This window comes from Microbacterium proteolyticum (assembly GCF_030818075.1).
Lineage (GTDB): Bacteria > Actinomycetota > Actinomycetes > Actinomycetales > Microbacteriaceae > Microbacterium > Microbacterium proteolyticum_A.
In genome coordinates, this window is the sequence record NZ_JAUSZZ010000001.1 from 3626719 (window position 1) to 3652449 (window position 25731).

The 25731-nt window shown below is 70.8% G+C and carries 18 protein-coding genes and 1 pseudogene; 5 read left to right on the top strand and 14 right to left on the bottom strand.

The window, feature by feature from the left end; genetic code table 11:
* Positions 1 to 35: 35 nt before the first annotated feature.
* From QE392_RS16810 to QE392_RS16820, 3 genes are all read left to right on the top strand, one after another.
* The gene (locus QE392_RS16810) at positions 36 to 422 is read left to right on the top strand and encodes a YrdB family protein (protein WP_307453701.1); all 387 of its coding nucleotides are present in this window, start codon (positions 36 to 38) and stop codon (positions 420 to 422) included.
* Positions 419 to 1792 (top strand): FAD-binding oxidoreductase, encoded by a 1374-nt coding sequence (locus QE392_RS16815; protein WP_307453703.1) that lies wholly within the window; start codon positions 419 to 421, stop codon positions 1790 to 1792. Before QE392_RS16810 ends, QE392_RS16815 begins: the two co-directional genes overlap by 4 nt.
* 585 nt (positions 1793 to 2377) lie before the next feature.
* The gene (locus QE392_RS16820) at positions 2378 to 3274 is read left to right on the top strand and encodes a L,D-transpeptidase family protein (RefSeq protein ID WP_307453705.1); all 897 of its coding nucleotides are present in this window, start codon (positions 2378 to 2380) and stop codon (positions 3272 to 3274) included.
* A 960-nt stretch (positions 3275 to 4234) separates the two neighbouring features.
* On the opposite strand, the gene QE392_RS16825 is transcribed toward QE392_RS16820, so the two are convergent.
* Positions 4235 to 6454, bottom strand: a complete 2220-nt coding sequence (locus QE392_RS16825; protein WP_307453707.1) for an NADP-dependent isocitrate dehydrogenase — start codon at positions 6452 to 6454, stop codon at positions 4235 to 4237.
* 227 nt (positions 6455 to 6681) lie between these two features.
* Here QE392_RS16825 and QE392_RS16830 point away from each other — a divergent pair, with 227 nt between their 5' ends.
* Positions 6682 to 7134, top strand: coding sequence for a GNAT family N-acetyltransferase (locus QE392_RS16830; RefSeq protein ID WP_307453709.1), 453 nt, complete (start codon positions 6682 to 6684; stop codon positions 7132 to 7134).
* 73 nt (positions 7135 to 7207) lie between these two features.
* Here QE392_RS16830 and QE392_RS16835 read toward each other — a convergent pair whose 3' ends face one another.
* The 13 genes from QE392_RS16835 to QE392_RS16895 all read right to left on the bottom strand — a co-directional run bounded on the left by QE392_RS16835 (position 7208) and on the right by QE392_RS16895 (position 23977).
* Positions 7208 to 7858 (bottom strand): hypothetical protein, encoded by a 651-nt coding sequence (locus QE392_RS16835; protein WP_307453712.1) that lies wholly within the window; start codon positions 7856 to 7858, stop codon positions 7208 to 7210.
* A 104-nt stretch (positions 7859 to 7962) separates the two neighbouring features.
* Entirely contained in the window at positions 7963 to 8691 is a 729-nt protein-coding gene (locus tag QE392_RS16840; RefSeq protein WP_307453714.1) for an ABC transporter permease, read from the bottom strand.
* Positions 8688 to 9407, bottom strand: a complete 720-nt coding sequence (locus QE392_RS16845) for an ATP-binding cassette domain-containing protein (protein WP_307453716.1) — start codon at positions 9405 to 9407, stop codon at positions 8688 to 8690. The genes QE392_RS16840 and QE392_RS16845 overlap by 4 nt, the downstream gene beginning before the upstream one ends.
* 593 nt (positions 9408 to 10000) lie before the next feature.
* A complete protein-coding gene (locus tag QE392_RS16850; RefSeq protein WP_307453719.1) occupies positions 10001 to 11818 on the bottom strand; it encodes an ABC transporter ATP-binding protein in 1818 nt (605 codons plus the stop codon).
* Positions 11815 to 13716, bottom strand: coding sequence for an ABC transporter ATP-binding protein (locus QE392_RS16855; RefSeq protein ID WP_307453721.1), 1902 nt, complete (start codon positions 13714 to 13716; stop codon positions 11815 to 11817). The genes QE392_RS16850 and QE392_RS16855 overlap by 4 nt, the downstream gene beginning before the upstream one ends.
* A gap of 295 nt (positions 13717 to 14011) precedes the next feature.
* Positions 14012 to 14509, bottom strand: coding sequence for a methylated-DNA--[protein]-cysteine S-methyltransferase (locus QE392_RS16860; protein WP_307453723.1), 498 nt, complete (start codon positions 14507 to 14509; stop codon positions 14012 to 14014).
* The gene (locus QE392_RS16865; protein WP_307453725.1) at positions 14506 to 16215 is read right to left on the bottom strand and encodes an AlkA N-terminal domain-containing protein; all 1710 of its coding nucleotides are present in this window, start codon (positions 16213 to 16215) and stop codon (positions 14506 to 14508) included. The genes QE392_RS16860 and QE392_RS16865 overlap by 4 nt, the downstream gene beginning before the upstream one ends.
* 134 nt (positions 16216 to 16349) lie before the next feature.
* The gene (locus QE392_RS16870) at positions 16350 to 17357 is read right to left on the bottom strand and encodes a hypothetical protein (protein ID WP_307453728.1); all 1008 of its coding nucleotides are present in this window, start codon (positions 17355 to 17357) and stop codon (positions 16350 to 16352) included.
* A gap of 1249 nt (positions 17358 to 18606) precedes the next feature.
* Positions 18607 to 19674, bottom strand: coding sequence for a glycoside hydrolase family 130 protein (locus tag QE392_RS16875; RefSeq protein WP_307453730.1), 1068 nt, complete (start codon positions 19672 to 19674; stop codon positions 18607 to 18609).
* Positions 19675 to 19676: 2 nt separating this feature from the next.
* Positions 19677 to 20504 (bottom strand): carbohydrate ABC transporter permease, encoded by an 828-nt coding sequence (locus QE392_RS16880; protein WP_307453732.1) that lies wholly within the window; start codon positions 20502 to 20504, stop codon positions 19677 to 19679.
* Positions 20501 to 21475 (bottom strand): carbohydrate ABC transporter permease, encoded by a 975-nt coding sequence (locus QE392_RS16885; protein WP_307453735.1) that lies wholly within the window; start codon positions 21473 to 21475, stop codon positions 20501 to 20503. The genes QE392_RS16880 and QE392_RS16885 overlap by 4 nt, the downstream gene beginning before the upstream one ends.
* A 1-nt stretch (position 21476) precedes the next feature.
* Positions 21477 to 22760, bottom strand: coding sequence for an extracellular solute-binding protein (locus QE392_RS16890; protein WP_307453737.1), 1284 nt, complete (start codon positions 22758 to 22760; stop codon positions 21477 to 21479).
* A 65-nt stretch (positions 22761 to 22825) separates the two neighbouring features.
* The gene (locus tag QE392_RS16895) at positions 22826 to 23977 is read right to left on the bottom strand and encodes a LacI family DNA-binding transcriptional regulator (RefSeq protein WP_307453739.1); all 1152 of its coding nucleotides are present in this window, start codon (positions 23975 to 23977) and stop codon (positions 22826 to 22828) included.
* A gap of 313 nt (positions 23978 to 24290) precedes the next feature.
* Between QE392_RS16895 and QE392_RS16900 the strand changes: the two are divergent.
* Positions 24291 to 25719, top strand: a pseudogene (locus QE392_RS16900) (dihydrolipoyl dehydrogenase family protein).
* Positions 25720 to 25731 lie beyond the last annotated feature (12 nt).

Here is a 25731-nt window from a genome sequence, read left to right on the forward strand (position 1 = left end):
GATACCGGGGAGCGAGGCCCGCGTAAAATGGGCGGGTGACCGACTCCCGCAACGTCCGCGCGCAGGCGCCCCTGGCCCCCGGCATGCGCCGACGGCCGTCCGGGCTGGAGATCGGCAGCGTCCTGTGCGGCCTCTTCGCCTTCGTGACCCTCGCCATCTGGGGCTTCCTCGCGTGGCCGTTCCCGTGGAACATCGTCGCCGGTATCGGCGCACCCGCGCTCGCGATCGTGGTGTGGGCGCTGTTCGTCTCCCCGCGCGCCGTCCTCGCGGTGCACCCCTTCGTGCGGGCGATCGTCGAGCTCTTCGTCTACGCGGCGGCCACCGTCGCGTGGTGGAGCATGGGCCAGGCGTGGATCGGTCTCGGCTTCGCGATCGTCGCCGTGGTGCTGGGCGCGCTGAACGGTCGCCGGCGCCTGGCGTGAACGCCGTCGACGCCGTCTCGCTGCTCCGGGCGGAGCTCGGTGAGCGCGTCGACACTTCCACCGCCTCCCTCGAGGCCGCCCGAGCCGACAAGTCGGGCCATGCGGCGGACGGACTCCCGCTCGCCGTCATCCACGCGGCATCCGTCGCCGATGTGCAGGCCGTCATGCGCATCGCCACCGCGACGCGCACGCCCGTCGTCCCGCGCGGTGCGGGCACGGGCCTCGCCGGCGGGGCCAACACCGGCGGTGGCGAGATCAGCCTGTCGGTGCGCGGCATGGACCGCGTGCTCGAGGTGCGAGCCGACGACCTGCTCGCCGTGGTCGAGCCCGGCATCCTGAACGCCGACCTGAACGGCCTTCTCGAGCCGCACGGCGTGTGGTGGGCACCCGATCCCGCCAGCCGCGCGATCTCGACGGTGGGCGGCAACATCGCCACGGGAGCCGGCGGTCTGCTCTGCGCGAAGTACGGGGTGGTGCGCGACGCGGTGCTCGGTGTCGACCTGGTGCTCGCCGATGGACGCCTGATGCACCTGGGCCACCGCAGCGTGAAGGGCGTGACGGGCCTCGACCTGACCTCGCTCGTGATCGGCTCCGAAGGCACGCTCGGCGTCGTGGTCGGGGCGACGCTGAAGCTCCGGCGCCTCGTCGAGGGTGAGCGGGTCACCCTCACCGCCGTGTTCGACACGGCCCGGACGGCGGCTGTCGCGTCGGCCGCGGTCACGGCATCCGGTGTCCAGCCCGCGATCATGGAGCTGATGGATGCCACGAGCCTCGCGGCCGTGCACCGCCTGCTGTCTCTGCCGGCTCCGTCCGCGGGCGCCGCGCAGCTGACCATCCAGACCGACGGCCCCGTCGCCGCCGAGGAGGCCCGCGCGATCGCCCAGCTGCTGCGCGACGCGGGTGGGGCCGTCACCGTGGCTGCCGATGCGGCCGAGGGAGAGGCGCTGCTGGCCGTCCGCCGGGCGATGCACCCCGCCATGGAGACCCTCGGGACGACGCTCATCGAAGACGTCTCGGTCCCCCGCAGCGCGCTGCCCGACATGTTCGATGAGATCGCGCGGATCGAGCGGCAGTTCGGTCTCGTCATCCCCGCTGTCGCGCACGCGGGCGACGGCAATCTGCATCCGAACTTCGTCTTCGACGGCCCCGATGTGCCGCCGGTGGTGTGGGACGCCGCCGAAGAGCTCTTCCGCGCGGCCCTCGCGCTCGGCGGAACGCTGACCGGAGAGCACGGCATCGGCGTGCTCAAGCGCCGCTGGCTGGCCGACGAGCTCGGCGACGACCAGTGGCAGCTGCAGCGCGACATCGCGCGTGTCTTCGACCCGCTCGGCATCCTGAACCCCGGCAAGGTCTTCACCCCCGGACCCTGATCGGCGTGATCAGACCGTGACATGCCTCCCGGTGAATGCGCAGCACGGTCTAATAACATGGGAAGACTGACTACCGGGGGGTACCTCACATGACCGACGGCACCGACGGCGCGACCTACGCCTGGGCTCCGGCCGAGCCGAAGACGCGCAAGAACCGCTCCGGCCTGTGGATCGGCATCCCTGCCGCCGCAACGGCCGTCGCGCTCATCGCCGCGTCGCTCGTGCTCATCGCCCCGGGCGCCTCCGTCGCGGGTGTGCAGATCGGCGGGCTGACCGCGGGCGCCGCGGCGCAGGCCATCGAGACCCGCCTCGCGCAAACGACGGTCACGATCGAGAGCCCCGCCGGTGAGGTCACCGTCACGGGCGCCGACCTCGGCGCCACGGTCGACGCTCCGGCTCTCGCCGAGAAGGCCTTCTCCGACAACCCGATGTGGAAGCCCGCGTCGTGGTTCCCCGCCGGCACCGGCGTCTCGATCGAGGTCGACGCCGCCGAGGCTGCCGCGGCCCTGCGCGACCGTTCGCCCGGCGCTTACCGTGCACCGGTGAGACGCATCGCTGGCGTACGACGCCGGCGCCCAGGCGTACGTGACGACCCCCGCCGAAGCCGGCGAGGGCCTCGACGTCTCGGTCATCACGGCCGCGCTGCAGTCGGCCTTCGACGCCGGCACCCCCGCGACCAGCGTCGAGGCGGGCCTCGTCCCCGTCGACGCCACCGTGACCACCGAAGAGGCCGACGCCGCCGTGGCGAAGCTCAACGGCATCCTGGACTCCGCGGGTTTCTACATCGGCGACGAGCGGACGGTTCCCGTCGATCGCGCCACCGCGGCGTCGTGGCTGACCGTGACGCCCGACGGCACCGGAGAGTTCGCGATCTCCGCCGACGAGGCGGCGATCCAGAATGCCGTCGCGGGCCTGGCCGGCAGCGTGGACCGCGCCGCGGTCGATGCCGACGTCATCGTCGACAGCGGCGGCGAGGTCATCAAGACGCTCACCGAAGGCCAGACGGGTCGCTCGCTCGGCGACACGAACGGCATCGCCGCCGCGTTCGCCGCGCAGCTCGCCGAGGGGAACGGCCGCTACGCGTTGGCTGTCTCCGAGACGCCCTTCGAGACGGCGAAGACCGAGCGTCGCATCGACGTGAACCTCAGCGCCCAGACGGTCACGCTGTACGAGAACGGCCAGGTGTATCGCAACTGGTCGATGTCGTCGGGCAAGAGCGGATGGGAGACCCACACGGGCGAGTACCGCATCGGGTGGAAGACGCCGATGCAGGACATGGGCTGTGCCCCCGGGTACGACTGGTGCACCAAAGACGTGCCGTGGGTCGCCTACTTCAACGGCGACGAGGGCTTCCACGGCACCTACTGGCACAACAACTTCGGCACCCCGATGAGCCACGGCTGCGTCAACCTCACGGTCAACAACGCCAAGGAGCTGTACGACTGGGCGTACAAGGGCACCCAGGTCTCGGTGCACTACTGAGCGGGTGACCTCGACGGGGGCGGATGCCGATCGGCATCCGCCCCCGCCTCTTTCGTCTGCCGTGATCCGTCGCTGCGTCGCGTCACGGGTGGCCCTCCCCCGCCGCGCGCCGCACCGCCGCGGGCTCCCGCCACGAAGCCCGCGCGCCCGCGCCGACGTGGCGGGTACGACGCCGCGAGACCCGTGCCCCGTCACACGCCCGGAGTCATCGCCCAAGCACCCACCCCCCGCTGACTTGCGCCAAATGCCCGCGCCGACGGCCCGAAACCGTACATATGCCCGAAGTCAACGCCAGACCACCCGCCACGCACCCCCGCTGACTTGCGCCAAATGCCCACGCCGACGACCCGAAACCCTACATTTGCCCGAAGTCACCGCCCAGCCACCCCGTCGACCTCGGCCACAACCCGCACGGCCGCCCGGGCCGCGCCACATGCTTCACGTCACGCGCGAGTCCCCACCACTCGATGACTTGCGCCGAATGCACGCGCGGACGGCCCGAAACCGTACATATGCCCGAAGTCACCGCCAGACCACCCGCCACCCACCTCCCACTGACTTGCGCCGAATGCCCGCGCGGACGGCCCGAAACCGTACATATGCCCGAAGTCACCGCCCAGCCACCCCGTCGACCTCGGCCACAACCCGCACGGCCGGCCGGGCCGCGCCTCAGGCTTCACCTCAATGCGCGAGTCCCCACCACCCACTGACTTGCGCCAAATGCACACGCCGACGGCCCGAAACCGTACATATGCCCGAAGTCACCGCCAGACCACCCGCCACCCACCCCCCGCTGACTTGCGCCGAATGCCCGCGCCGACGGCCCGAAACCGTACACATGCCCGAAGTCACCGCCCACGCGCCGGCACTCGCCGCACGCTCACCCAGGTGACATGACGCACCGGGAGACGACAGAGGGGCGGATGCCGCAATGGCATCCGCCCCTCTCGGGATGGTGGATCAGCGCAGGGCGTCGACCGCCGCGTTCAGCGTGGCCGAGGGGCGCATGACCTTCTCGACGAGATCGGCGTCGGGGCGGTAGTAGCCGCCGATGTCGGCCTTCTGACCCTGCACCGCGTTGAGTTCGGAGACGATCGTCTCTTCGTCGGCGACCAGCTTCTCGGCGACCGGGGCGAAGACCTCGGCCAGCTCGGCATCCTGGGTCTGCTGCGCCAGCTCCTGCGCCCAGTACAGGGCGAGGTAGAAGTGGCTGCCGCGATTGTCGATCGTGCCGAGGGCACGGCCGGGCGACTTGTCGTTCTCGAGGAACGTGCCGGTCGCGGCATCCAGGGTCTGCGCGAGCACGCGAGCACGGTCGTTACCCGTGATGTCGGCGAGGTGCTCGAGCGACGCCGCGAGGGCGAAGAACTCACCCAGCGAGTCCCAACGGAGGTAGTTCTCCTCGACGAGTTGCTGCACGTGCTTGGGCGCCGAACCGCCGGCGCCCGTCTCGAACAGGCCACCGCCGGCGAGCAGGGGCACGATCGAGAGCATCTTGGCGCTCGTGCCGACCTCGAGGATCGGGAACAGGTCGGTGAGGTAGTCGCGGAGCACGTTGCCGGTGACCGAGATGGTGTCCTCACCGCGGCGGATGCGCTCGAGCGAGTACGTCGTGGCCTCGGCCGGGGCGAGGATCTCGATCGTGAGCCCCTCGGTGTCGTGGTCGGCGAGGTACTCGTGCACCTTGGCGATGAGGTTGCGGTCGTGGGCGCGGCTCTCGTCGAGCCAGAACACCGCGGGAACACCCGTGGCGCGCGCTCGCGTGACGGCGAGCTTCACCCAGTCGCGGACGGCCACGTCCTTCGTCTGCGTCGCGCGCCAGATGTCACCGGTGCTGACCTCGTGCTCGAGCAGCACGTCGCCGTTCGAGGCCACGACCTGCACGCGGCCGGGAGCCGCGATCTCGAACGTCTTGTCGTGGCTGCCGTACTCCTCGGCCGCCTGGGCCATGAGGCCCACGTTCGGCACCGAGCCGATGGTGGCCGGGTCGAGAGGACCGTTGGCGATGACGTCCTCGATGGTCGCCTGGTACACACCGGCGTACGAGGAGTCGGGGATGACCGCGAGCGTGTCGTCTTCCCCGCCGTCGACGCCCCACAGCTTGCCGCCGTTGCGGATGAGCGCGGGCATCGAGGCATCCACGATGACGTCGGAGGGGACGTGCAGGTTGGTGATGCCCTTGTCGCTGTTGACGTACGACAGGCGGGGGCCGGATGCCAGGGCGTCACGGATCTCTGCGGCGATCGCGTCGCCGCCCTCGACTTTGGACAGTCCGGCGAGGATCGAGCCGAGACCGTCGTTCGGGGTGAGCCCTGCGGCGGCGAGCGCCTCGCCGTGGCGGTCGAACACGTCGGCGAAGAACGCCTTGACGACGTGGCCGAAGATGATCGGGTCGCTGACCTTCATCATGGTCGCCTTGAGGTGCACCGAGTAGAGCACGTCGTCGGCCTTCGCCTGCGCCAGCGTGTCGGCGAGGAACGCGTCGAGCGCTGCGGCCGAGAGGAAGGTGGCATCCACGATCTCGCCCTGCAGGACCTTCAGGCCCTCCTTCAGCGTCTTCGTGGTGCCGTCGGCGGCGAGGTGCTGGATGGTCAGGACGTCGTCGTCGGGGATGACCACGGACTTCTCGTTCGAGCGGAAGTCGTCGTGGCCGAGAGTGGCGACGCGGGTCTTCGAGCCCTCACCGAATGCCTTGTTGCGGTGCGGGTGCTTCTTCGCGTAGTTCTTCACCGCGAGAGGCGCACGGCGGTCGCTGTTGCCCTCGCGCAGGACCGGGTTCACGGCGGAGCCCTTGATCCGGTCGTAGCGGGCGCGCACGTCCTTGTCTTCGACGCTCGACGCCTCGTCGGGGTAGTCGGGGATGTCGTACCCCTGCGCCTGCAGCTCGGCGATGGCGGCCTTGAGCTGCGGGATGGATGCCGAGATGTTCGGCAGCTTGATGATGTTCGCCTCGGGCAGCGTCGCCAGGCCGCCGAGCTCGGCGAGCGCGTCGCCGACCTGCTGCTCGGGGGTCAGGCGCTGCGGGAAGGCCGCGAGGATGCGGCCGGCGAGCGAGATGTCGCGGGTCTCGACGTCGACACCCGCCTGCTTCGTGACGGCCTGCACGATGGGCAGGAACGACGCGGTGGCAAGAGCCGGCGCCTCGTCGGTGTACGTGTAGATGATGGTGGAATCGGGCACGTCAGATCTCTCCGTAGAGGCGGCCAGGGTTGCCGGATCAGCCTATCGCACCGCGGTAAAGTCTCTTGATGTCGAGATAGTTCTGCGAACCGCCGCTCCGGTTCCGCATCGACGATCCGCTGGCGGATGAACGTGAGGAGTCAGGCGCGCGACGCCCGAGTGACGGGGAACGCATGCGGCGGCATTCGATCTTGGGACTGGCCGGGACGTGCCGATAGCCTGGGCGCATGGCTGACCTGCGTCTCGTCGAACTGTCCGCCGCCACGATCGTGGCCGTGAACACCCTGTCGCTCAAGCCCGGGCAGGAGCAGTTCCTCGCGCCCGTCAGTTATGGCATCGCCGCGACGGTGAGCAACCCGCAGACGTCGTGGCAGCGGGTCGTGGTCGACGGCGATGAGGTCGTCGGCTTCGTCAGCGCCAACTTCGATCCGGATGCCCCCGAGGAGCACTTCCGCTCGGTCCTGTGGCGCATCAACGTCGACGCCGACGACCAGGGTCGCGGTGTGGGCAGCTTCGCGCTGGGCGAGCTCCTCAGCGAGGCACGCCGTCGCGGCATGGACCACGTCGACGTCATCTACGAACCGGGAGTCGGCGGCCCCGAGTCGTTCTTCCTCCATGCAGGCTTCGAGCCCGTCGGCGAGACCGAGTACGGCGAGGTCGTCGCGCGGGTCAACGTCTGACGCAACACCCGGCGTGGCCGGGGCCCGTGCGGATTCGGCGGCATGGGCCGGTGTGACCGGCCGCAGCGACGTGTCATCGAAAGTCGCGGCGGAGGAAGGCTCCCGAGCCCCCGATGAGCAGCAACACCAGCCAGGCGATAGTCAGCGGTGCTGCCGCACCGGATGGCGGACCGACGACGACGTCGATGCCGAGCGGGGTCAGGTCGAAACCGACGGCGCGCAGCAGAGCCGGTAACGGTAACCAAGCCGCGACGGCGGGCCAAAGCGGCGCAATCAGGAGCGCCGCGCTGAGCGTCAGCGGGGCGACGAACAGCGATGGCAGATGGGCCTGCACCAGCAGTCCCATGCTCAATCCCCACACCGCCGCAGCCGCGCCGACGATCGCGACGTCGCCGAGTGTGGCGGGCGCGAGGCCGCGCGTGCCCAGGGTCGCGGCCAACGCCGCGTGGCCGCCGAGCAGAGACGCCAGCGCGACGAGCACGCCGCCGAGCGCGGTGAACGGAATCCGCGCGATGAGACCCCACCGCCGCGGCTGCAATGTCGCCCGTTGAGCCACGACTCCCCCGCGCCGGTCGACGGTGTAACGAAACGATCCGTAGATCGTCGCCATGACCGCGGAGTAGACCGCGATCACGGTCGACAGCGGTTCTACGATCGCGGACTTCGCCTCTTCGGGCGCGAACGAGACGTCAGGCACGCTCGCGCCGATCGACGCCGACAGCACGATGGCTGCGAGGCAGATCCCCAGGAGGGGCAGATCTCCGGCCGCGGCTCGAGTCTGCGCGCGCAGGGCGCGTGCCAGCCCGAGCAGCGGCGGCACGGACGCGCTCATTGGAACCGCCGACGTCCGACGACCCACCCTGCGGCTGTCAGGACGACAGTCCAGCCCAACGCCACGACGAGGCCGATCCACGGGTCGAGCAGGACCGGATGATCACTTGGCGACGCGAGGGCGGCGAGAGAAAGCCCGGGTGAAAAACGTGCGACGTCTGGGGCGGACCCGAGGAACCCCATCTCGAACGCGATCGGTCCCGCCAGGGCGATGGCGGCGGCGGCATAGTAGTTGCCGATGATCCATCCGACCGCGGAGCCGAGAATCGCGCCGAACACCGCCCCGGGAAACGCCCCGAGGACGGTGCGGATGGCCTCGACGCTCGGGGCGAACGCCAGACCGTTCACTTTAAGCACGATCGCAGCGCCCCCGCACCACGCGGCGGCGATTCCCGTCGTGAGCACGATCGCGCTCATGATCGAGGCGGCCCCCTTCGCGATGAATGCGCGCCGGAAGCCGATCTGTGCGATCGTCCGACCCATCGAGCCGTAGTAGAACTCCCGCGTCACTCCGAAGGCGCCTGCGAACCCCGCCACGACGAACGACCACGCGAGCGGTGCCAGCAGGAGCGACGTCGTGGTGGCGGCATCCATCGATGTGATCCGTCCCAGGGTGTCGTCGCTGGTCAGGACGATCACCGGGATGAACGCGCCGAGAAGGAGGACCGCGAGCGTGTTCGCACCGCTGCGCGCGCGGAGGAATTCGGAGCGGATGACGCCGATCACGCGTGGCACCCCTCGACGAGGTCGAAGTAGCGTTCCTCGAGCGACGCACCACCGTCGCCCGGGACGAGGTCACTCAGGGCGCCGGAGAACAGCACCGATTGCTTCAGGATCACGACCTCGTCGACGGTGTTCTCGAGTTCGGCGAGCTGGTGACTCGAGACGAGAACGGTACCGCCGGCCCGGGCGAAATCCCGCAGGTAACGGCGGAGCCAACGGATGCCGTCGGGGTCGAGGCCGTTCGAGGGTTCGTCGAGCACGAGCGTCCGGGGCGAGCCGACGAGAGCCGTGGCGAGTCCGAGCCGCTGCACCATGCCCGTCGAAAACGACTTCACCCGCCGACGAGCGTCGGCGGTGAGCCCCACCTCGTCGAGGACCTCGTCGACCCGGCTCCGCGGCGCACCGACCGCGAGGCGCGCGACCTCGAGGTGTCGGCGTGCGGTGATGCCGACCTCGAATCCGAAGCCGTCCATCTGCACGCCGATGTGCGCCGAGGGCTGTGCGAGGCGGGCGAACGGCACGCCGTCGACGAGGGCCTCGCCGCGGGTCGGCGCCGACAGCCCGACGATCGTCCGCAGCGTCGTGGACTTGCCTGCGCCGTTCGGGCCGAGCAGTCCCACGATGGTGCCGCGACGGACCGCGAACGAGACGTCGTCGACGGCGGTGCGGGAGCCGTAGGTCTTGGTGAGGTGTCGCACCTCGAGGGCGTGATCGGTCATCGGGACTCTTTCGTGTCGGGCGTGGGGGCGGAACGACGGCGAGGCACGCGCAGCTCACGACAAGGAGCGCACGGCGCGCGTCCGGGTCGGGCGCGACGAGCGCGCCCAAGGCTGCGATGGCGGCGAGCGCCGTGGGGACGGCCGACCCGGTGAGCGCAGGGACGCGGAACGTGCGCCACGGGAGCCACCACACGTCGGCGGCGTCGACGAAGAACGCCGGACCGAGATAGAGCAGCATGATCCCGGGGCGGCGCGGCGCGGACGGCCGCCGCCGTGCGCGACCATCACCCCGTGCTCCCCCTGGCGCGAGAAGGTTGCAGGGACGAGCACGATGGCCACGACGACGCATCGGCTGCCCGTCGTGTCACCGATACATCCCTTCGTCATCGCTCCGCGCATCTTTGGAGCTGGGGCTCCCTCCGCAGATCGGGGAGAGCCCGAGAGAATGTATCCATGCTCCCGTTGAAAGCGCGAGAGGAGGACGGGCGGAATCACCCGGCTACTCCGGCGCGTTCACCCGGGTCGCCTGGGTGCCACTCGGGCCGAAACGCGGGATGCCACGGCCTCGAGGCCGTGGCATCCCGCGTGCTCCGTCAGACCAGAGACTCGCGCCAGGCGGCGTGGAGCTGGGCGAACTTGCCGGTGCCGGCGATGAGGGCGGCGGGGGTGTCGTCCTCGATGATCCGGCCGTGCTCCATCACGAGCACGCGGTCCGCGATCGCGACCGTCGACAGACGGTGGGCGATGATGATGGCGGTCCGGTCGGCGAGGAGCGTCTGCAGGGCGTCCTGGATGAGTCGCTCGCTCGGGATGTCGAGCGACGCCGTGGCCTCGTCGAGGATGAGCACCGCGGGGTCGGCGAGGAAGGCGCGTGCGAACGAGATCAGCTGGCGCTGTCCCGCCGACACACGCCCGCCGCGCTTGTTCACGTCGGTGTCGTAGCCGTCGGGCAGTTTCTCGATGAACCCGTCGGCGCCGACGGCGCGGGCGGCGGCGCGGATCTCGTCCATCGTCGCGTCGGGCTTGCCGAGGGCGATGTTGTCGGCGACGGTTCCGCTGAACAGGTAGGCCTCCTGCGTGACCATCACGATGGCGCGTCGGAGGTCTTTCGGGTGCAGGCGGCGAAGGTCCACGCCGTCGAGCGTGACGGCGCCCTGGGAGGGGTCGTAGAACCGCGACACGAGCTTGGCGAGCGTCGACTTGCCGGCTCCGGTCGTGCCCACGAGCGCGATCGTCTGCCCGGCGGGGATGTCGAGCGAGAAGTGCGGCAGGATGACGCGATCGTCCGAGTACCCGAAGGTGACCTCGTCGAAGCGCACATGACCCTGGGCCGTCCACAGGTCGACGGGGTCGGTCGGGTCGGGCACGGTCGGCTGCTCTTCGAGAATGCCCGACACCTTCTCGAGTGCGGCGGTGGCCGACTGGTAGGAGTTGAGGAAGAACGCCACCTCCTGCAACGGCGAGAAGAAGTTGCGCACGTAGAGCGCGGCGGCCGTGAGCACACCGATCTCGAGCGGACCCGCGATGACCCGGCCACCGCCCCACAGCAGCACGACCGCGACCGACACCGCCGCGACGGCCATGATGCCGGGCTCGAAGGTGCCGAACAGCTTGATCGAGCGCATGTTGACATCGCGGTAGTCGGCCGCGAGCGACCCGAACTCGTCGTCGTTGCGCGGCTCCTTGCGGAACGCCTTCACCGCGCGGATACCGGTCATCGTCTCGACGAACCTGACGATGACCTGCGCGCTGATCACGCGCGACTCGCGGTAGACCACCTGCGAGCGCCGGTAGAACCAGCGCATCAGCAGGTACATCGGGATGCCCATGAGCGTCAGGATCAGCCCGGACTGCCAATCGATGAGGAACAGTGCCGCCAGCGTGAAGAGGCCGTAGAGAACGCCGGACACGAGTTCGTTCAGCCCGCCGTCCAGCAGTTCGCGGATGGTGTCGAGATCGCTCGTCTGCCGCGAGATGATCCGACCCGACGTGTACGACTCGTGGAACTCCAGGCTCAACCGCTGGGTGTGCAGGAAGATCCGCTTGCGCAGGTCGAGCATCACGGCCTGAGTCAGGCGCGCGGCGACCACCACGTACCAGCCGATGAGCACGGCACCGCCGACACCCGCGAGCAGGTAGATGCCGACGACACCGATGGTCGGCATCCAATCGCTGCGCTCGATCACCGCAGGTAGCGCGTTGTCGATGCCGAAGGCGATGAGGGCGGGGCCGGCGACGCGCAGTGCCGTCGACACCACGAGCACCGCCGCCGCGAGCACGAGCTGTCCGCGCAGGGGCGACACCAGGGAGCCGAGCAGCCGGAGCGAGCGCTGACGGATGGCGCGGCTCTCGGCGCGCGTGTAGTCGGAGCGGTCTTCGCCGCTGGTGCCGGCGACGGTCGCGGTGGTCATCGGGTCGCCTCCTTCGGGGTTCGTGCGTCGCGAGCGGCGTCGTCGTCGGACCGTGTCGAGCGCGAGGCTCCGGCATCCGGGATGACGGGGATGGCGCCCGTGCGCGCCTCGCGCTCGGCCTCTTCGAGACTCGAGATCACGTAGCGGTAGTGGTCGCTCTCGCGGAGGAGTTCGGAGTGGGTACCCACGGCCGTGACGCGACCGTCCTCGAGGAGCGCGACGCGGTCGGCCAGTGTCACGGTGGAAGGCCGGTGGGCGACGATCAGGGCGGTGGTCTCGCTCAGCACCTCGCGGAGGGCGTCCTCGACGAGCGCCTCGGTGTCGACGTCGAGCGCCGACAGCGGATCGTCCAGCACGAGCACGGCCGGCCGCGCGGCGACGGCACGGGCGAGCGCGAGGCGCTGGCGCTGTCCACCCGAGAGGCTCAACCCCTCCTCGCCGATGACGGTGTCGAGCCCGTCGGGCAGGTCGTAGACGAACTGCGCCTGCGCCACCTGGAGCGCCTCGCGCAGGATCTCCTCGGTCTCGGGCGAGCCGGGCGCAAGGTCTTCGCGGCCGAGCAGCACATTGTCGCGCACGGTCTGCGAGAACAGCGTCGCGTCTTCGAACGCCATGCCGACATGGCGGCGCAGCTCGGCCAGCGCGAGGTCGCGCACGTCGACGCCGTCGAGCAGCACGCGGCCACCGGTGACGTCGTACAGGCGGCCGGGGAGGGTGGTGAGCGTTGTCTTCCCCGACCCCGTGAGGCCCACGAGGGCCATGGTCTCGCCCGGCCGCAGCACGAGATCGACACCGTCGAGAAGGTCGGGCTCGGTGTCGGCGGCATCCTGATACCGGAAATGCGCGTTCTCGAAGGTGAGTTCGCCCCGGGGGGCGTCGATCGTGCGCGGGTGCTCCGGGTCGACGATGGTGTTCTGCTCGTCGAACACCTCGAAGATGCGGTCGGTGGCGGTGCGCGCGTCGAGGAGGAACGAGAAGAGGAAGCCGATCGACTCCATCGGCCACCGCAGGACGGTGGCCATGGCGAAGAAGGCGACGAGCTCGGCGACCTGCAGCTGGCCCAGCTGCGTGAGCACGATGCCCGCGCCCAGGCACACGGCGAAGGCGATGTCGGGCAGGAGGACGAGCCAGAACCAGATCCACCCGACGGCGCGGGCCTTGTCGATCTCGGTCTCGCGCAGGGACTCGGCCTGGCGGGTGAACTTCTGCAGGGCGTGCTTTCCGCGACCGAAGGCCTTGAGCACGCGGATGCCGTGCACGCTCTCTTCCACCGACGTGGCGAGGTCGCCGGCCTGGTCCTGGCTCTGACGGGTCAGCGCTCCGTAGCGCTTCTCGAAGCGGAATCCGATGTAGATGACGGGCGCCGACGTCACCAGGAAGAGGGCGCCGAGCAGCCAGTGCCACCGGAACAGCAGCACCGCCCCGATGAGGATCGTGAGCAGGTTGACCACGAGCAGGATCACGCCGAAGGCGAGCCAGCGGCGCAGCATGCTGATGTCCTGCATCATGCGCGAGAGCAGCTGACCGGACTGCCACCGGTCGTGGAACGCCACGGGCAGCCGCTGCAGACGCGAGTAGAACGACTGACGCAGGTCGTACTCGACCTTGGTGGCGGGACCGAGCACGAACCATCGCCGCAGCCACACCATCGCCGCTTCGGCGAGGCCGAGGCCGAGCACGGCGAGCGAGCCCCACACCAGTGCGGAGGCATCGAGCGAAGCGATGGGGCCGGCGACGATCTGCTCGAGCACCAGCGGGATGGCGAGGGCGAGCAGGCTCGCGACGAGAGCGGTGGCGGCGCCGGCGATGAGACGCGGCAGCACCAGACGCGCGACGGGCAGCAGTCGTGCGAGCGCACGTGGTGTCGAGAGGCGGGGTGGCGGCGAAGAGGTGGTCATGATCCTCGTGGGGTCGAAACGGGCGCCGGGGTGAGGCGCGGACAGGGATGCCGGAGGCGCGCGACGAAGATCGTCGGACGGGAGCGACGCGGGTGCGCCGAAGCGCGAAGGCCCTAGAAGCGTCGGCCGGTGCGCGCAGCGACGGAGGGCGCGGCGACCGGTGCGACGGGGGCGTCGATTCGGTACATGGCATCCTCCTTCATCGTGTGAAGCTTCCGCCGGGGGAACGGTAGCCCTCCAGAGTATCCCTGTGAGATTGCTGAGGGCAAGAGGATCTTGCCCTCCCGAGCGCGGATCAGCCGGCGCTCTCGCGAGCCAGCAGACTCTGCTTCACCTCGGTCCCCCAGGCGAACCCTCCCATCGTGCCGTCGCCGCGCAGCACGCGGTGACACGGGACGAACAGCGCGACCGCGTTGCGGGCGCAGACGGATGCCGCCGCTCGGACGGCGGACGGCGAGCCCAGGGCTGTGGCGAAGCCCGTGTAGGTGAGCGGCGCACCGGGGGCGATCGCTCGCAGAGCCCTCCACCCGGCGAGTTGCATCGTCGTGCCGTGTTGGACGACGGGGACGTCATCGATCGCCCGGATGTCTCCGCCGTAGTACGCCAGGACGGCGTCGGCGGCGGACGTCTCTCCCGGCGACACCTCCGTCGGCCGCCGGTCGGGGCGGAGCCGCCCGAGGACGGCGTCAGGGTCGCTCGTCCACCCCGAGACGATGACCCGGTCGGCGTCGTCGGCGAGGATGGCGAACGGCCCGTCGGGGGTGTCGACGAACTGCAGGGTCGCGGTGGTCATGCGGAGGTCTCTCTCTCGGTCGCGGAGGGGGATGCCGTGTCGGCACGGCGGGGACGGGGGCGGCGGCTCGGGGCCACGGCCTCCGGCGGCGGCGCGGGGTCGACGACGGGCCGAGGGGAGGTCCGCTCGATCGCCAGGTCGGAACTCGCGACATCGACGGGCCGTGCCGCCGATCGCCGTCGCGGCCGCGGGATGGTCGCGGCGGCCGCGCTCTCGGCCGGAGACCGCCACGCCTGGGTGACCGGGGCGGCGTACCAGTAATGCGCCATCGCGTAGCTGCGCCAGGGCGCGAGGCGCTCCGACCAGGCGGTGAAGCCGGCCGGGTCGGAGGGGAGCCCGAGTGCCGCCGCCCCGGCGCGCGCCGCGACGTCGCCGGGCAGCAGCACGTCGGGATCGCCGAGCACCCTCATGCGCACGTAATCGGCGGTCCACGGTCCGATCCCTCGCATGCCGAGCAGGCGCTCGCGCTGCTGGCCGGCGTCGTCACCGGGCCCGATGTCGAGAGACCCGTCGGCGAGCGCGGCCGCTGCCTCGACGATCGCGCGCATGCGTGCCGCGGGGCCCCGCAGCACGTCGAGTCCGCGTTCGGCGATGATCGCCGGCTCGGGGAAGAGCACCATCGGCGCGGGGCCGACCTCCACCGCCTCGCCCAATTCGGCCGCCAACCGCCCCTGCATGGTGCGCGCCGACGCGACGCTGATCTGCTGACCGATCATGGCGCGCAGCAGCATCTCGGGCGCATCGATCGCTCCGGGCACCCGGACGCCCGGGATCGCCGCGACGGCCGCGGCGAGCTCGGGGTGCTGCGAGAGGGCGTCGTCGATCGCGAGGGGGTCGGCGTCGAGATCGAACAGCCGCCGCACGCGCGAGATGAGCGTGCCGAGGTCGGCGAGCGAGGTCAGCCGGGCGCGCAAGCGGAGACGGCTGTCGTCGGCGAGGCGCACCTCGAACCACGCGGGTCCGCCGGGCAGTCGCACGACCCGGGAGAACGAGCGGTCGTCGCCCGCCTCGACCCCCGGGATCGCGTGAGCGCGCATCCACCCGAACAGCCCGACGGTGTCGATCGGCCCCCGGACGGGGAGCGCGAGGTCGATCTCGCCCGCCGAGACCTCTGCGCCCGTGGCGCGGGAACGGCGCGCGCGGAGCTCGCGCGGCGGCATCCCGAACACCTCGCCGATCGTCTCGGTGAACTGGCGGACGCTCGAGAACCCGGAGGAGAAGGCGACGTCGGCGGACGACAGATCGGTACCCACCAGGAGCGCGCGAGCCGTGTGGGCGCGGTGGGCGCGCGCGAGAGCCAGGGGTCCGGCCCCCAGCTCCGCCTGGAGCAGGCGCGTGAGATGCCGAGACGAATAGCCGAGGCGTCGAGCGAGGCCCGGAACGCCCTCTCGATCGACCGTGCCGTCGGCGATCAGACGCATGGCGCGCGCCACGACGTCTCCGCGGACGTCCCACTGCGGCGAACCGGGCGCGGCCTCGGGCAGACACCGCTTGCAGGCGCGGAAGCCCGCCTCGTGCGCTGCCGCCGACGTGGCGTAGAAGGTGACGTTCGCTTCACTCGGCGTGCGGGCCGGGCAACTCGGGCGGCAGTAGATGCCGGTGGAGCGCACCGCCGTCACGAACTGCCCGTCGAAGCGGCGATCGCGCGACTGGATCACGCGATAGCGCTCGGCGAAGCCCGGAGCGTCGAGGGAGGTGGGGGTCATGGCATCCACCCTGCCACCCTCCTCCGACATCGGCTGGCGGAAATCGGACATGACCGTCGGCCGCAGGACGACGGCGCCGGTCGGACCCCCCACGGTCCGACCGACGCCCGTCCTTCCAGCGGGGAGCGGCTGCCTCAGCCCTCCGCCACCGCGAACCCGCCGGCGGGGATGACCACCGACACCTCGCCGTCGGTCGAGGTCGCCCGCACGAGGGAACCGTCGGCCTCGTACACCGTCACCGACGCCCGCACCCCGTCCGCACCGACGCTCGTGCGCTGCGGCGCGATCGCGCTGGAGTGCACGAGCTCGCCGTACGCGTCGCCGCCCAGCACGAGGCGGGAGATCCACGGGCGCACGATGAGCCCGTCGAGCGTCAGCTCTCCGCGCAGGGCCGTGACGCGCACGTCGGTGCCGGACACCGGCGCGGTCAATCCGTACGGCAGCAGCGCACCCGGAGTGGGAGAGACGCCCTGCTGCGGACCGGTGACGCTCAGCAGCCCGCCACCGCGCCACACCGACTGCGTTCTCTCGCCCGGCGTGGTCAGGACCACCGGCTCGATCCACCGGCGGGTGTCCGACGTCCCGAGGTCCCACCGGGCGCTCTGACGCGGTTGAAGGGTGAGCCCGTTGCCCGACCAGCTGGACTCCCCCGTCCACGACGACTCGGGTGTGAAGACGGCGCCGTCGGTGCGCACGGCGTCTTCGGCCTCGATGTACTCGAGACCGACGCGCGCCTGGACCGCGGTGAGGGCGGTGGCACGCGCGGCGACAGCGGGGTGCGCATCGAGCGCGATCGCGGTCAACAGACCGTGGATCGTCGACTCGGCGCCGCTGTTGCGGTTGACGGAGCCGTCGGGCTGCAGGCCGTCGAAGGTGACGCCCGTCATCGGGTCGTACATCCGGGCGCCCGCGTGGTTGGCACCGAAGAACCACGCCGCCTGCAGACCGGCGAGCTGCGCGAAGGATTCGGAACCGGTCGTGTCGGCGAGGGCGAGCAGCGACTGCACGCGCGAATCGGCACCGTACGCGATCTGCACGCGGTCGGTCGGGCTGGGGTTCCACCCGTTGTCGGGTCCGCCGGCGGTGAGGAGGGTCGTGGTGAAACTCGTGGCATCCGTGATCGCGGGGCGCGACGAGCGCATCGTCGTCGAACAGGTCGCCGGCGACGGCGAGCGCCGCGGGCATCTGCGAGCCCCACGCGTGCCAGATCGCGGGCGACTTCGCCCACGGCCGCACGGCGCCGTAGGGCCACTGCCGGGTGGATCCGGATGCCATCGCGGCCACGCCCTCGGCGAGCCGGCGCGCCGCGATGGCGGACGTGTCATCGCCCGCCTGGACGGCGGCGGTCAATCCGAGGACGGCCTCGGCCGTGGCATCCGCTCCGTCCGCGATGAGCCACGCCGGCACCTTGATGCCGTCGGCCTCGTCGTACTGGCCGTACCGCGACAGCACGTCGCGCTCGATCGCGCCGCGGGAGAGGGCGAGGCGGTCCTTCAAAAAGGCGGCGAAAGCCGGGTCGTCGTCGACAAAGGCGGCGTAGCCCTCGCCGAGCGCCCAGACGGTGCGGGCCGTCCAGTAGCTCGGTCCGGAATCGGAGGGGTCGGGCAGTTCGATGGGCTCCGCCGAAGGGTTCAGGTCGCCGTCGGGCTGCATCCACAGCACGACGTTGCCCGCCGACGGGCCGTCCGTCGTCTGGTGATACGCCACCGTCCGAAGCAACTCGTAGGCCTTCTGCCGGCTGTCGGGGTCGCCGGTCAGCTCCCAGTGCCGGGTGTACACGACGGCCGCGCGGGTGTTGTCGTCGGCATTGAACGCGCCCTGGGCCCAGTCGCCCGTCGCGGGGTCGAGCGGCCCGCCTCCCACCCGCTCGAAGGTGCCGCCCTCGCGCGCGTCGGCGTAGGTCCACGGGGCGAGGAGGGTCGGCTCCTCCGCCTGGCGGTAGGTCGAGTGACCCGGCACACCGGCGGGAGGGGTGGTCTCGTCGAGCAGGAAGTCGAGGTGGGCGAGGTTGGTCAGCGCGTCGCCGGACGCCTCGGCGGCCGTCGCGGGCGCGGCGCTGACGGGGACGGCGAGGGCGACGGCGCCCAGGACGGCCGTGATGCGCGCACTCCATCGTGCGTTCATGGGAGGGGGATCCTTTCGAGGGTGATCGGTACAGAATGCAGGAGATCCCCGCACTCCGGGGGGTTTCGAGGGGAATCGTCGGTATTCGGTGCAGCGGGAGGATGCTGCACCGGGGCAGCGGCTATCGAGGCAGAGCCCCGCATGGCCGGCCCGTGCGCCCGGGTGAGGTGGTCGAGGTCCGGCCGCGCCCGGGCGGGTGCCGTTCGGCGGACGCCCGGGAACGGACACCGCGCCCGAGCCGACTCGGCACCGGGCGCGGCGCTGTCATCAGTCCGTGCGCTCGAGCAGAGCCACGCCGATCTTCGAATCTGCCATGCCGTAGAACACGAAGTGGCGGCCGTCGATCTCCTCGATCGCGGTCGGGAACACGACGTTGGGCACGATGCCGCCGCGCTCGTCGTCGGTCTCGGGTGCCAGCAGCGGCTCGGGCGTGCGCGCGAGCACGCGGCTCGGGTCAGCGGCATCCAGGACCAACGCCCCGGCGGCGTAGTTGACCTTCTGCTGCTGCGAGAACGCGCTGTCGATCACGCCGGTGACGCCGTGATGCAGCACGAGCCAGCCCTCGGGGATGCGCAGCGGCGGCGGTCCCCCGCCGATCTTGACCTCCTCGAACGGGAACGCCGGACCCGCGACGAAGCGGTGCTGCTCCCAGAGGGTGAGGTTCGCGAGGTCGTCGCGGACGGATGCCAGCGGCACGTAGCTGATCCAGATCGACTGACGCTCGTCCTCGACGCCGGCGGGCACGCGCACGCCCTGGCCGGGCTTGGTCTCGCCGATGTCCCACATGGGCCGGTGCAGCACCGCCAGCGCCTCGGTGCCGTCGGGCGCGGTGACCGGCTCGGGGAAGAACACCGTGTCCTTGTTGTGGAACAGGTTGAGGTCCATGTCGAGATCGTCCTGGTAGCGGAACAGCACCGGTCCGAGCCGGCGCCACTCGCGCAGGTCGCTCGAGACGGCGACCGCCGTGCGCGGCCCGAGCGGACCGTAGGCGACGTAGGTCATGACGTGCAGGCCGAGCGCGTCGATCCAGGTCGTGCGCGGGTCCTCGGTGCCGGCGTTGCCGACGCCGCGCTCCCACCCGCGGTCGGGCTGGAGCACCACGCCTTCGCGCTCGACCGCGACGGGCACGCCGTCCTCGATCACGACGCGGGCCAGGCCCACGCGCGAGACGTTGCCCTCCGCGACCAGGCGCGGCAGCAGATACAGCTGTCCGTCGGGTCCGCGACCGGATGCCGGGTTGAGCACGCCCTCGGCCTCTTCGGCGTTGCCGGGCTCGGGGGTCATCACCACCCCGACGCGCGTGAGGCGGTAGGGGACGGGGGATTCGGGGGTCATTGTCATCCTTTCACTCCGGATCCGAGGTCGTTCGAGGTGAAGTAGCGCTGGAAGATCAGGAACAGCGCCACCGCGGGGGCGGCGAGCACGACGGCGCCGGCCATCATCGCGCCGAAGGGGTTGGCGGTGGAGGCCGCGATGTTGGAGATGAAGGTGGCCAGCGACACCGCCAGGGGCTGCATCGCCGCCTCCTTCGTGATGAGGAACGGCCAGAGGAATTCGTTCCACGGGCCGATGAAGGTCAGCAGCACGGCCGTCAGCAGGGCCGGGCGCACCAGCGGCAGCGCGACGCTCCACAGCAGCCGGAACTCGTTCGCCCCGTCGATGCGCGCGGCGTCGAACAACTCCTTGGGCAACTGCAGGAAGTACTGACGGAAGATCACCACCGCTGTGGAGTTGATGAAGAACGGCAGGATCATGCCCAGGTAGCTGTCGCTCAGGCCGTAGTCGCGAGCGATCATCACGTACAGCGGGATCATCAGCAGCTGGAACGGGATCACCTGCACGAGCAGCACGAGGGCGAACGTCGCCGAACGTCCCCGCCACGTCAAGACGGCGAGCGCGTAGCCCGCGAGCACGCCGAACACGATCGTGCCGAGGATCACGCCGCCGGTGAAGATGCCCGAGTTCACCAGCCCCTGCAGCAGGTTGATGCGCCCGTCGATCGCGGTGTAGTTCTCGAGCGTCAGGTTCGACGGGTGCGGGAAGGCCCCCGCGATCGAGGTGTCGGGGTTCGTCTGGAGCGATCCCGCCACCATGTAATAGAAGGGGAACAGGAACGCGAGCGCTCCGATGGTGAGGACGCCGTACGTGGCGAGCTTGCTTCTCACGATTCCTCCCTTCCGACGAACCGGCGCTGCAGCAGCGCGATGACGAGCACGAAGACGATCAGCACCACGCCGATGGCCGTGGCCACGTCGGGGTTCTGCTGCTCGATGCCCTTCTGGTAGATCAGCAGCACGGGCGACGTGGACGCGCCGTTGGGTCCGCCGCCGCTCGTGAGCAGGTAGGGCTCGGTGAAGAGGTTGGCGCCCGTGATCGTCGACAGCAGCACGACGAGGAACGTCGCCGGGCGCACTCCGGGCACCGTGACCGCGAAGAACTGGCGGATGCGTCCGCCGCCGTCGACGGCGACCGACTCGTGCAGCTCGCGCGGCACGTTCTGCAGCGCCGCGAGGTAGAGCAGGATGTAGAACCCCAGTCCCTTCCACGTCACGAACAGCGCGATGGTCGGCATCGCGAGCGCCGAGTTCACGAGCCACGACGGGTTCGGCGCCAGGGGGCCGAGCACGTTGTTGACCAGGCCCGTGTTGGAGAACAGGAACAGCCACACGGCGACGACGGCGACGGATGCCGTGACGTAGGGCACGTAGAACGCGACGCGGAAGAACGTGCGGGCGCGCACCACCCGGTCCAGCGCCGTCGCGAGCAGGATCGACAGAACGACCGTCAGCGGCACGTTGATGAGCAGGAAGACGCCGACGTTGCCGAACGCGCGCCACACGGCAGGATCGGTGAGCGCGGTGACGTAGTTGTCGAGTCCGACGAAGGGCCGTTCGACGTTCGCCCCGGGGGCGGTGAAGAAGTAGTCGTGGAACGACATCCACACCGCGAACACGATGGGGTAGGCGAAGACCACCCCGATGAAGAGCAGGTAGGGGGCGGAGAACAGGATGCCGAGCGGCTGCGCGCCGAACGGGCGACGCCGCGTCTTCTTCGTGTCCTGTGTGCCGCTCCCGCGGCCGGGCCGCCCGGGGTCGCCCCCGGTGCGGCCGGCCGTGCCGGCGACAGACGTGGTCATGTCAGTTCCCCGCCGCCAGCTGGTCGATCCGGGTCTTGGCATCCGAGAGGAAGGTCTTCACATCGCCCTCGCCGAAGATGACCGCCTGGGAGTACCCGTCGCGGAACGCCTGCCAGATCTCGACCGAGTTCGGCACGTTGGGCACCTCGACGGTGCGCGCGGCCTGGTCGCCGAACTGGGCGTAGGCGGGGTTGGCGGCGAAGTAGTCGGCGTAGGTGTCGGTGAGGTTCTGACGCAGCGGCATCTGGCCGGTCTCCTCGAGCCAGATGCCGTCCTGCTCCTCGCTGGTGGCGAATTTCAGCACGTCCCAGGCCGTGCCCTTGTTCTCGCACGCGGTGAAGAGCCCGACGTTCTTCGCGTCGCTGAAGGTCCACGTGTCGTCGGCGGCCGTGCCGTTCTCGGTGGGCACGGGCACCGAGCCCCAGTTCACCTTGCCCTCATAGACCGAGATGGCCCACGGGCCCACGATCGCCATCGCGGCCTGGCCGTCGGCGAAGGCATCGCCCTGATACTGCTCGTTACCCGCAAGCTGCTCGCTGTAGACCGTGCGCCACAGGTCGGCCACGGCCTCGCCGTTCGCGTCGTCGAAGGTGGCCTGGCCGTCCTCTACGAGCTGCGTCCCGCCGGTCTGCGCCGCGTACAGCGGGTAGAAGTCGAACCACGACTGGAAGAACTCGCTGGTCGGAGCCGGATTGATGGCGTAGGGCGCGACGCCCGCCGACGTCAGCGTCCGCGCGGTGCTGAGGAAGTCGTCATAGGTCGACAGCTTCGGGTTCTCGGCGTCGAGCCCGGCCTGGGCGAACAGGTCCTTGTTGTAGAAGATCATCACGGGGTTGCTCTTCCACGGCAGCTGGTAGAAGCCGCCGTCGTCGGAGCGGTACTGATCGGCCAGGTCGCCGCTGCGGTCGGTGATGTACTGCTCGCCGTCGGGGAACTCCAACAGGTTCACCAGACCCCCCTGCCGCTGGAAGCCGGGCACGGCCGCGGGCGAGGTGTTGAAGATGAGGCACGGCGCATTGCCGGCGGTGATCGCCGCGCCGATGACCTCTTCGCTCGACGAGCCGGCCGGAATCTCCTGCGCGGTGACCTGCTGGTCGGGGTTGGCGCTGTTCCAGGCCTCGACCATCTGTTCGCCCCACGCGATCTCCGCGTCGTTGTTGGAGTACCAGATCGTGATGGGGCCGCGGGAGTCCATTCCCCCGGCTCCCCCTCCCCCGCCGCTGCAGGCGGAGAGGGCCAGGATGCCGGTGGCGGCTGCTGCTGTGGCGAGAATGCGTCGTCGCATGTCTTCCTCCTTGTGAGTGCGGGGTGTCCGCTTCCTCTGTGTGAGTGCGGGGTGCCCGCGGTGCGTCAGGCGGTGGGGGGCCCCGATGCTCCGGCGGCGGGGCCGGGGGCGCGGGTCGGCGGAGCCGTCGAGGCGGTGGCGGGGTCGCGGGTCGTCGCGGCGGCGGGGTCGCGTGTCGTCGAGGCGGCACCGGGGTCGCGGGTCGGCGGCGCCGTGGAGGCGCGCACGATCAGCCGGGGGTCGGGGAGCATCCGGGCTTCGGCCGGGGCCCCCGCGATGGCGGCGAGGAGAGAGCGCGCGGCCGCGGCTCCCCACCCGCGGGCGTCGGTGGCGACGCTGGTGAGCGCGGGGAACAGGTACCCCCCGATCTCGGCGTCGTCGAACCCGGTGATCGACAGGTCGCGCGGGACCACGAGTCCGCGGCGCTGCGCGCGTCCGAGGCCTGCGATGGCCATGTTGTCGTTCGAGTACACGATCGCGGTGGGCGGGGCGTCGGCATCGAGCAGCGCGTCAGTGGCTCGCGCACCGTCCGCGGCGCTGAAATCGGTCCGGACCACGCGGGACCGGATGCCACGAGCCTCGGCCGCGCGTTCGAACGCATCCGTGCGGCTGCGCCCGTGCAGCATGCCGACGGGGCCGGCGACGTGCGCGATGTCGGTATGACCGAGATCGGCGAGGTGGTCGACGGCCAGCCGGATGCCGGCGCCGTCGTCGACGGACACCGAGGTGAAGGGACTGTCGACGTCGGGGACGCCGAGGGTCACGGCCGCGATCCCCAGGTCGGCGACGAGCGGGATGCGGGCGTCGTCCGCCCGCAGGTCGGAGAGGATCACGCCGTCGACGCGGCGGTCCGCGACGAGGCCGCGGTAGGTGTCGTCCTCCTGGCGACCGGGGGTGGCCGCCGCCAGGACGAGCACCTGGCCCGACACGGAGAACTCGTCTTCGACGCCCGCGATGAAGGAGGGGAAGAACGGGTCGGCGGCGATCACGTCGGGGCTGCGACCGATGACGAGCCCGCAGGCGAAGGCGCGTCCGGTGCTCAGCGAGCGGGCGCGCAGGCTGGGGCTGAAACCCATGTCGGCGGCGACGGAGAGGATGCGCTCCCGAGTGTCGGGGGCGACCCCCGCTCTCCCGTTCAGGGCGAACGAGACGAGACCCTTGCTGACGCCCGCGCGGCGGGCGACGTCGGCGATCGTGGGCCGTGCGTCGTTCGTCATCCGTCACCTCGTCGTGTCAACGGACCGGTTCAACTAAACCGGTTCAGTTGCGTTGACTCTAAACCGGTTCAGAGGAGCGGGTCAAGGGCATCCAGGAGATGTCCAGGGGCGGCGCCACCGGGTCGACCGCCCAGACGTCCTTGCCGCGCGACGGGCCGATCCGGGCACCTTTGCGGCGCAGCGCACGGACCGGCGGGGTCCGGCGCGGCGCGGGTGCACGGACCGGAGGAGCCCGACGCGGCGCGGGCGCAGAGACCGGCCGCACTCGGCGCAACCCCCGCGGAATGTCGGAGGCCGCCGGTACCGTGGCGGCATGAGCGAACGCGAATACGACCTCATCGTCATCGGCGCCGGTCCCGTGGGCGAGAACGTCGCCGACCGTGCCGTCCAGGCCGGGCTCACCGCGGTAATCGTCGAGTCCGAGCTCGTCGGCGGCGAGTGCTCGTACTGGGCATGCATGCCCTCCAAGGCCCTCCTGCGCAGCGGTGCCGCGCTGCGCGCCGCGCGCGACGTCGACGGCGCGAAACAGGCCGTCACCGGCGAGCTCGATGTCGCCGCCGTCCTGCGCCGACGCGACACCATGACCAGCGACTACAACGACTCCGGTCAGGTCGAGTGGCTGCAGGGCGCGGGGATCGATCTCGTGCGCGGGCATGGCCGGCTGACCGGCGAGAGGACCGTGAACGTGACCGCCGACGACGGCACGGTCACCGCGCTCACCGCCCGGCACGCCGTGGCCGTGTGCACGGGCTCGGCGGCTCTCCTGCCCGACGTTCCCGGGCTCGCCGAAGTCTCACCGTGGACCAGCCGCGAGGCCACCGCGGTGCAGCAGATCCCCGGCTCTCTCGCGATCATCGGCGGCGGGGTCGTCGGTGCCGAGATGGCGACGGCCTTCGAAAGCCTGGGCAGTGACGTCACGATCATCGCCCGGTCCGGGCTGCTGGGGGGCAACGAGCCCTTCGCCGGCGAACTCGTGGCGTCGTCCCTGCGCGATCGCGGCGTCACGGTCAAGACGGGGGCGGATGCCACGGCGGCACGGCGCGACGACGCCGGGCGCGTCGTGCTCGAGCTGTCGGACGGCACCAGCGTGACCGCCGACGAGGTGCTCGTCGCGACGGGTCGCTCTCCCCGCACAGACGATCTCGGGCTGGATGCCGTCGGCCTCGACGCCGGCACCTGGCTCGACGTCGATGACACGATGCTGGTGCGCGGCTTCGACTGGCTGTACGCCGTCGGCGACGTCAACCATCGCGCACTCCTCACCCACCAGGGCAAGTACCAGGCGCGGGCGGCAGGGGACGTCATCGCCGCCCGCGCGCAGGGCGGCGAGGTCGACGACGCGCCGTGGGGTGCGCACGTCGCCACCCGCCGACCACGCCGCGGTGCCGCAGGTGACGTTCACCGACCCCGAGGTCGCGTCGGTCGGGCTCACCGCCAAGAAGGCCGAGGAGCAGGGCCTGAACGTGAAGGTGCTCGACTACGACCTCGCGGATGTCGCCGGGTCGAGCGAGCAGTCCGACGCCTACGTGGGCAAGGCGCGCGCGGTCGTCGACCTGGACCGCGGCGTGCTCGTCGGAGCGACTTTCGTCGGACCCGACATCGCCGAACTCCTGCACTCGGCCACGATCGCGGTCGTCGGCGAGGTGCCGATCACGCGCCTGTGGCACGCTGTGCCGTCGTATCCGACCGTCAGCGAGGTCTGGCTGCGGCTGCTCGAGAGCCTGGGGCGCGATTCCGCCTGACCGCGTACCAGC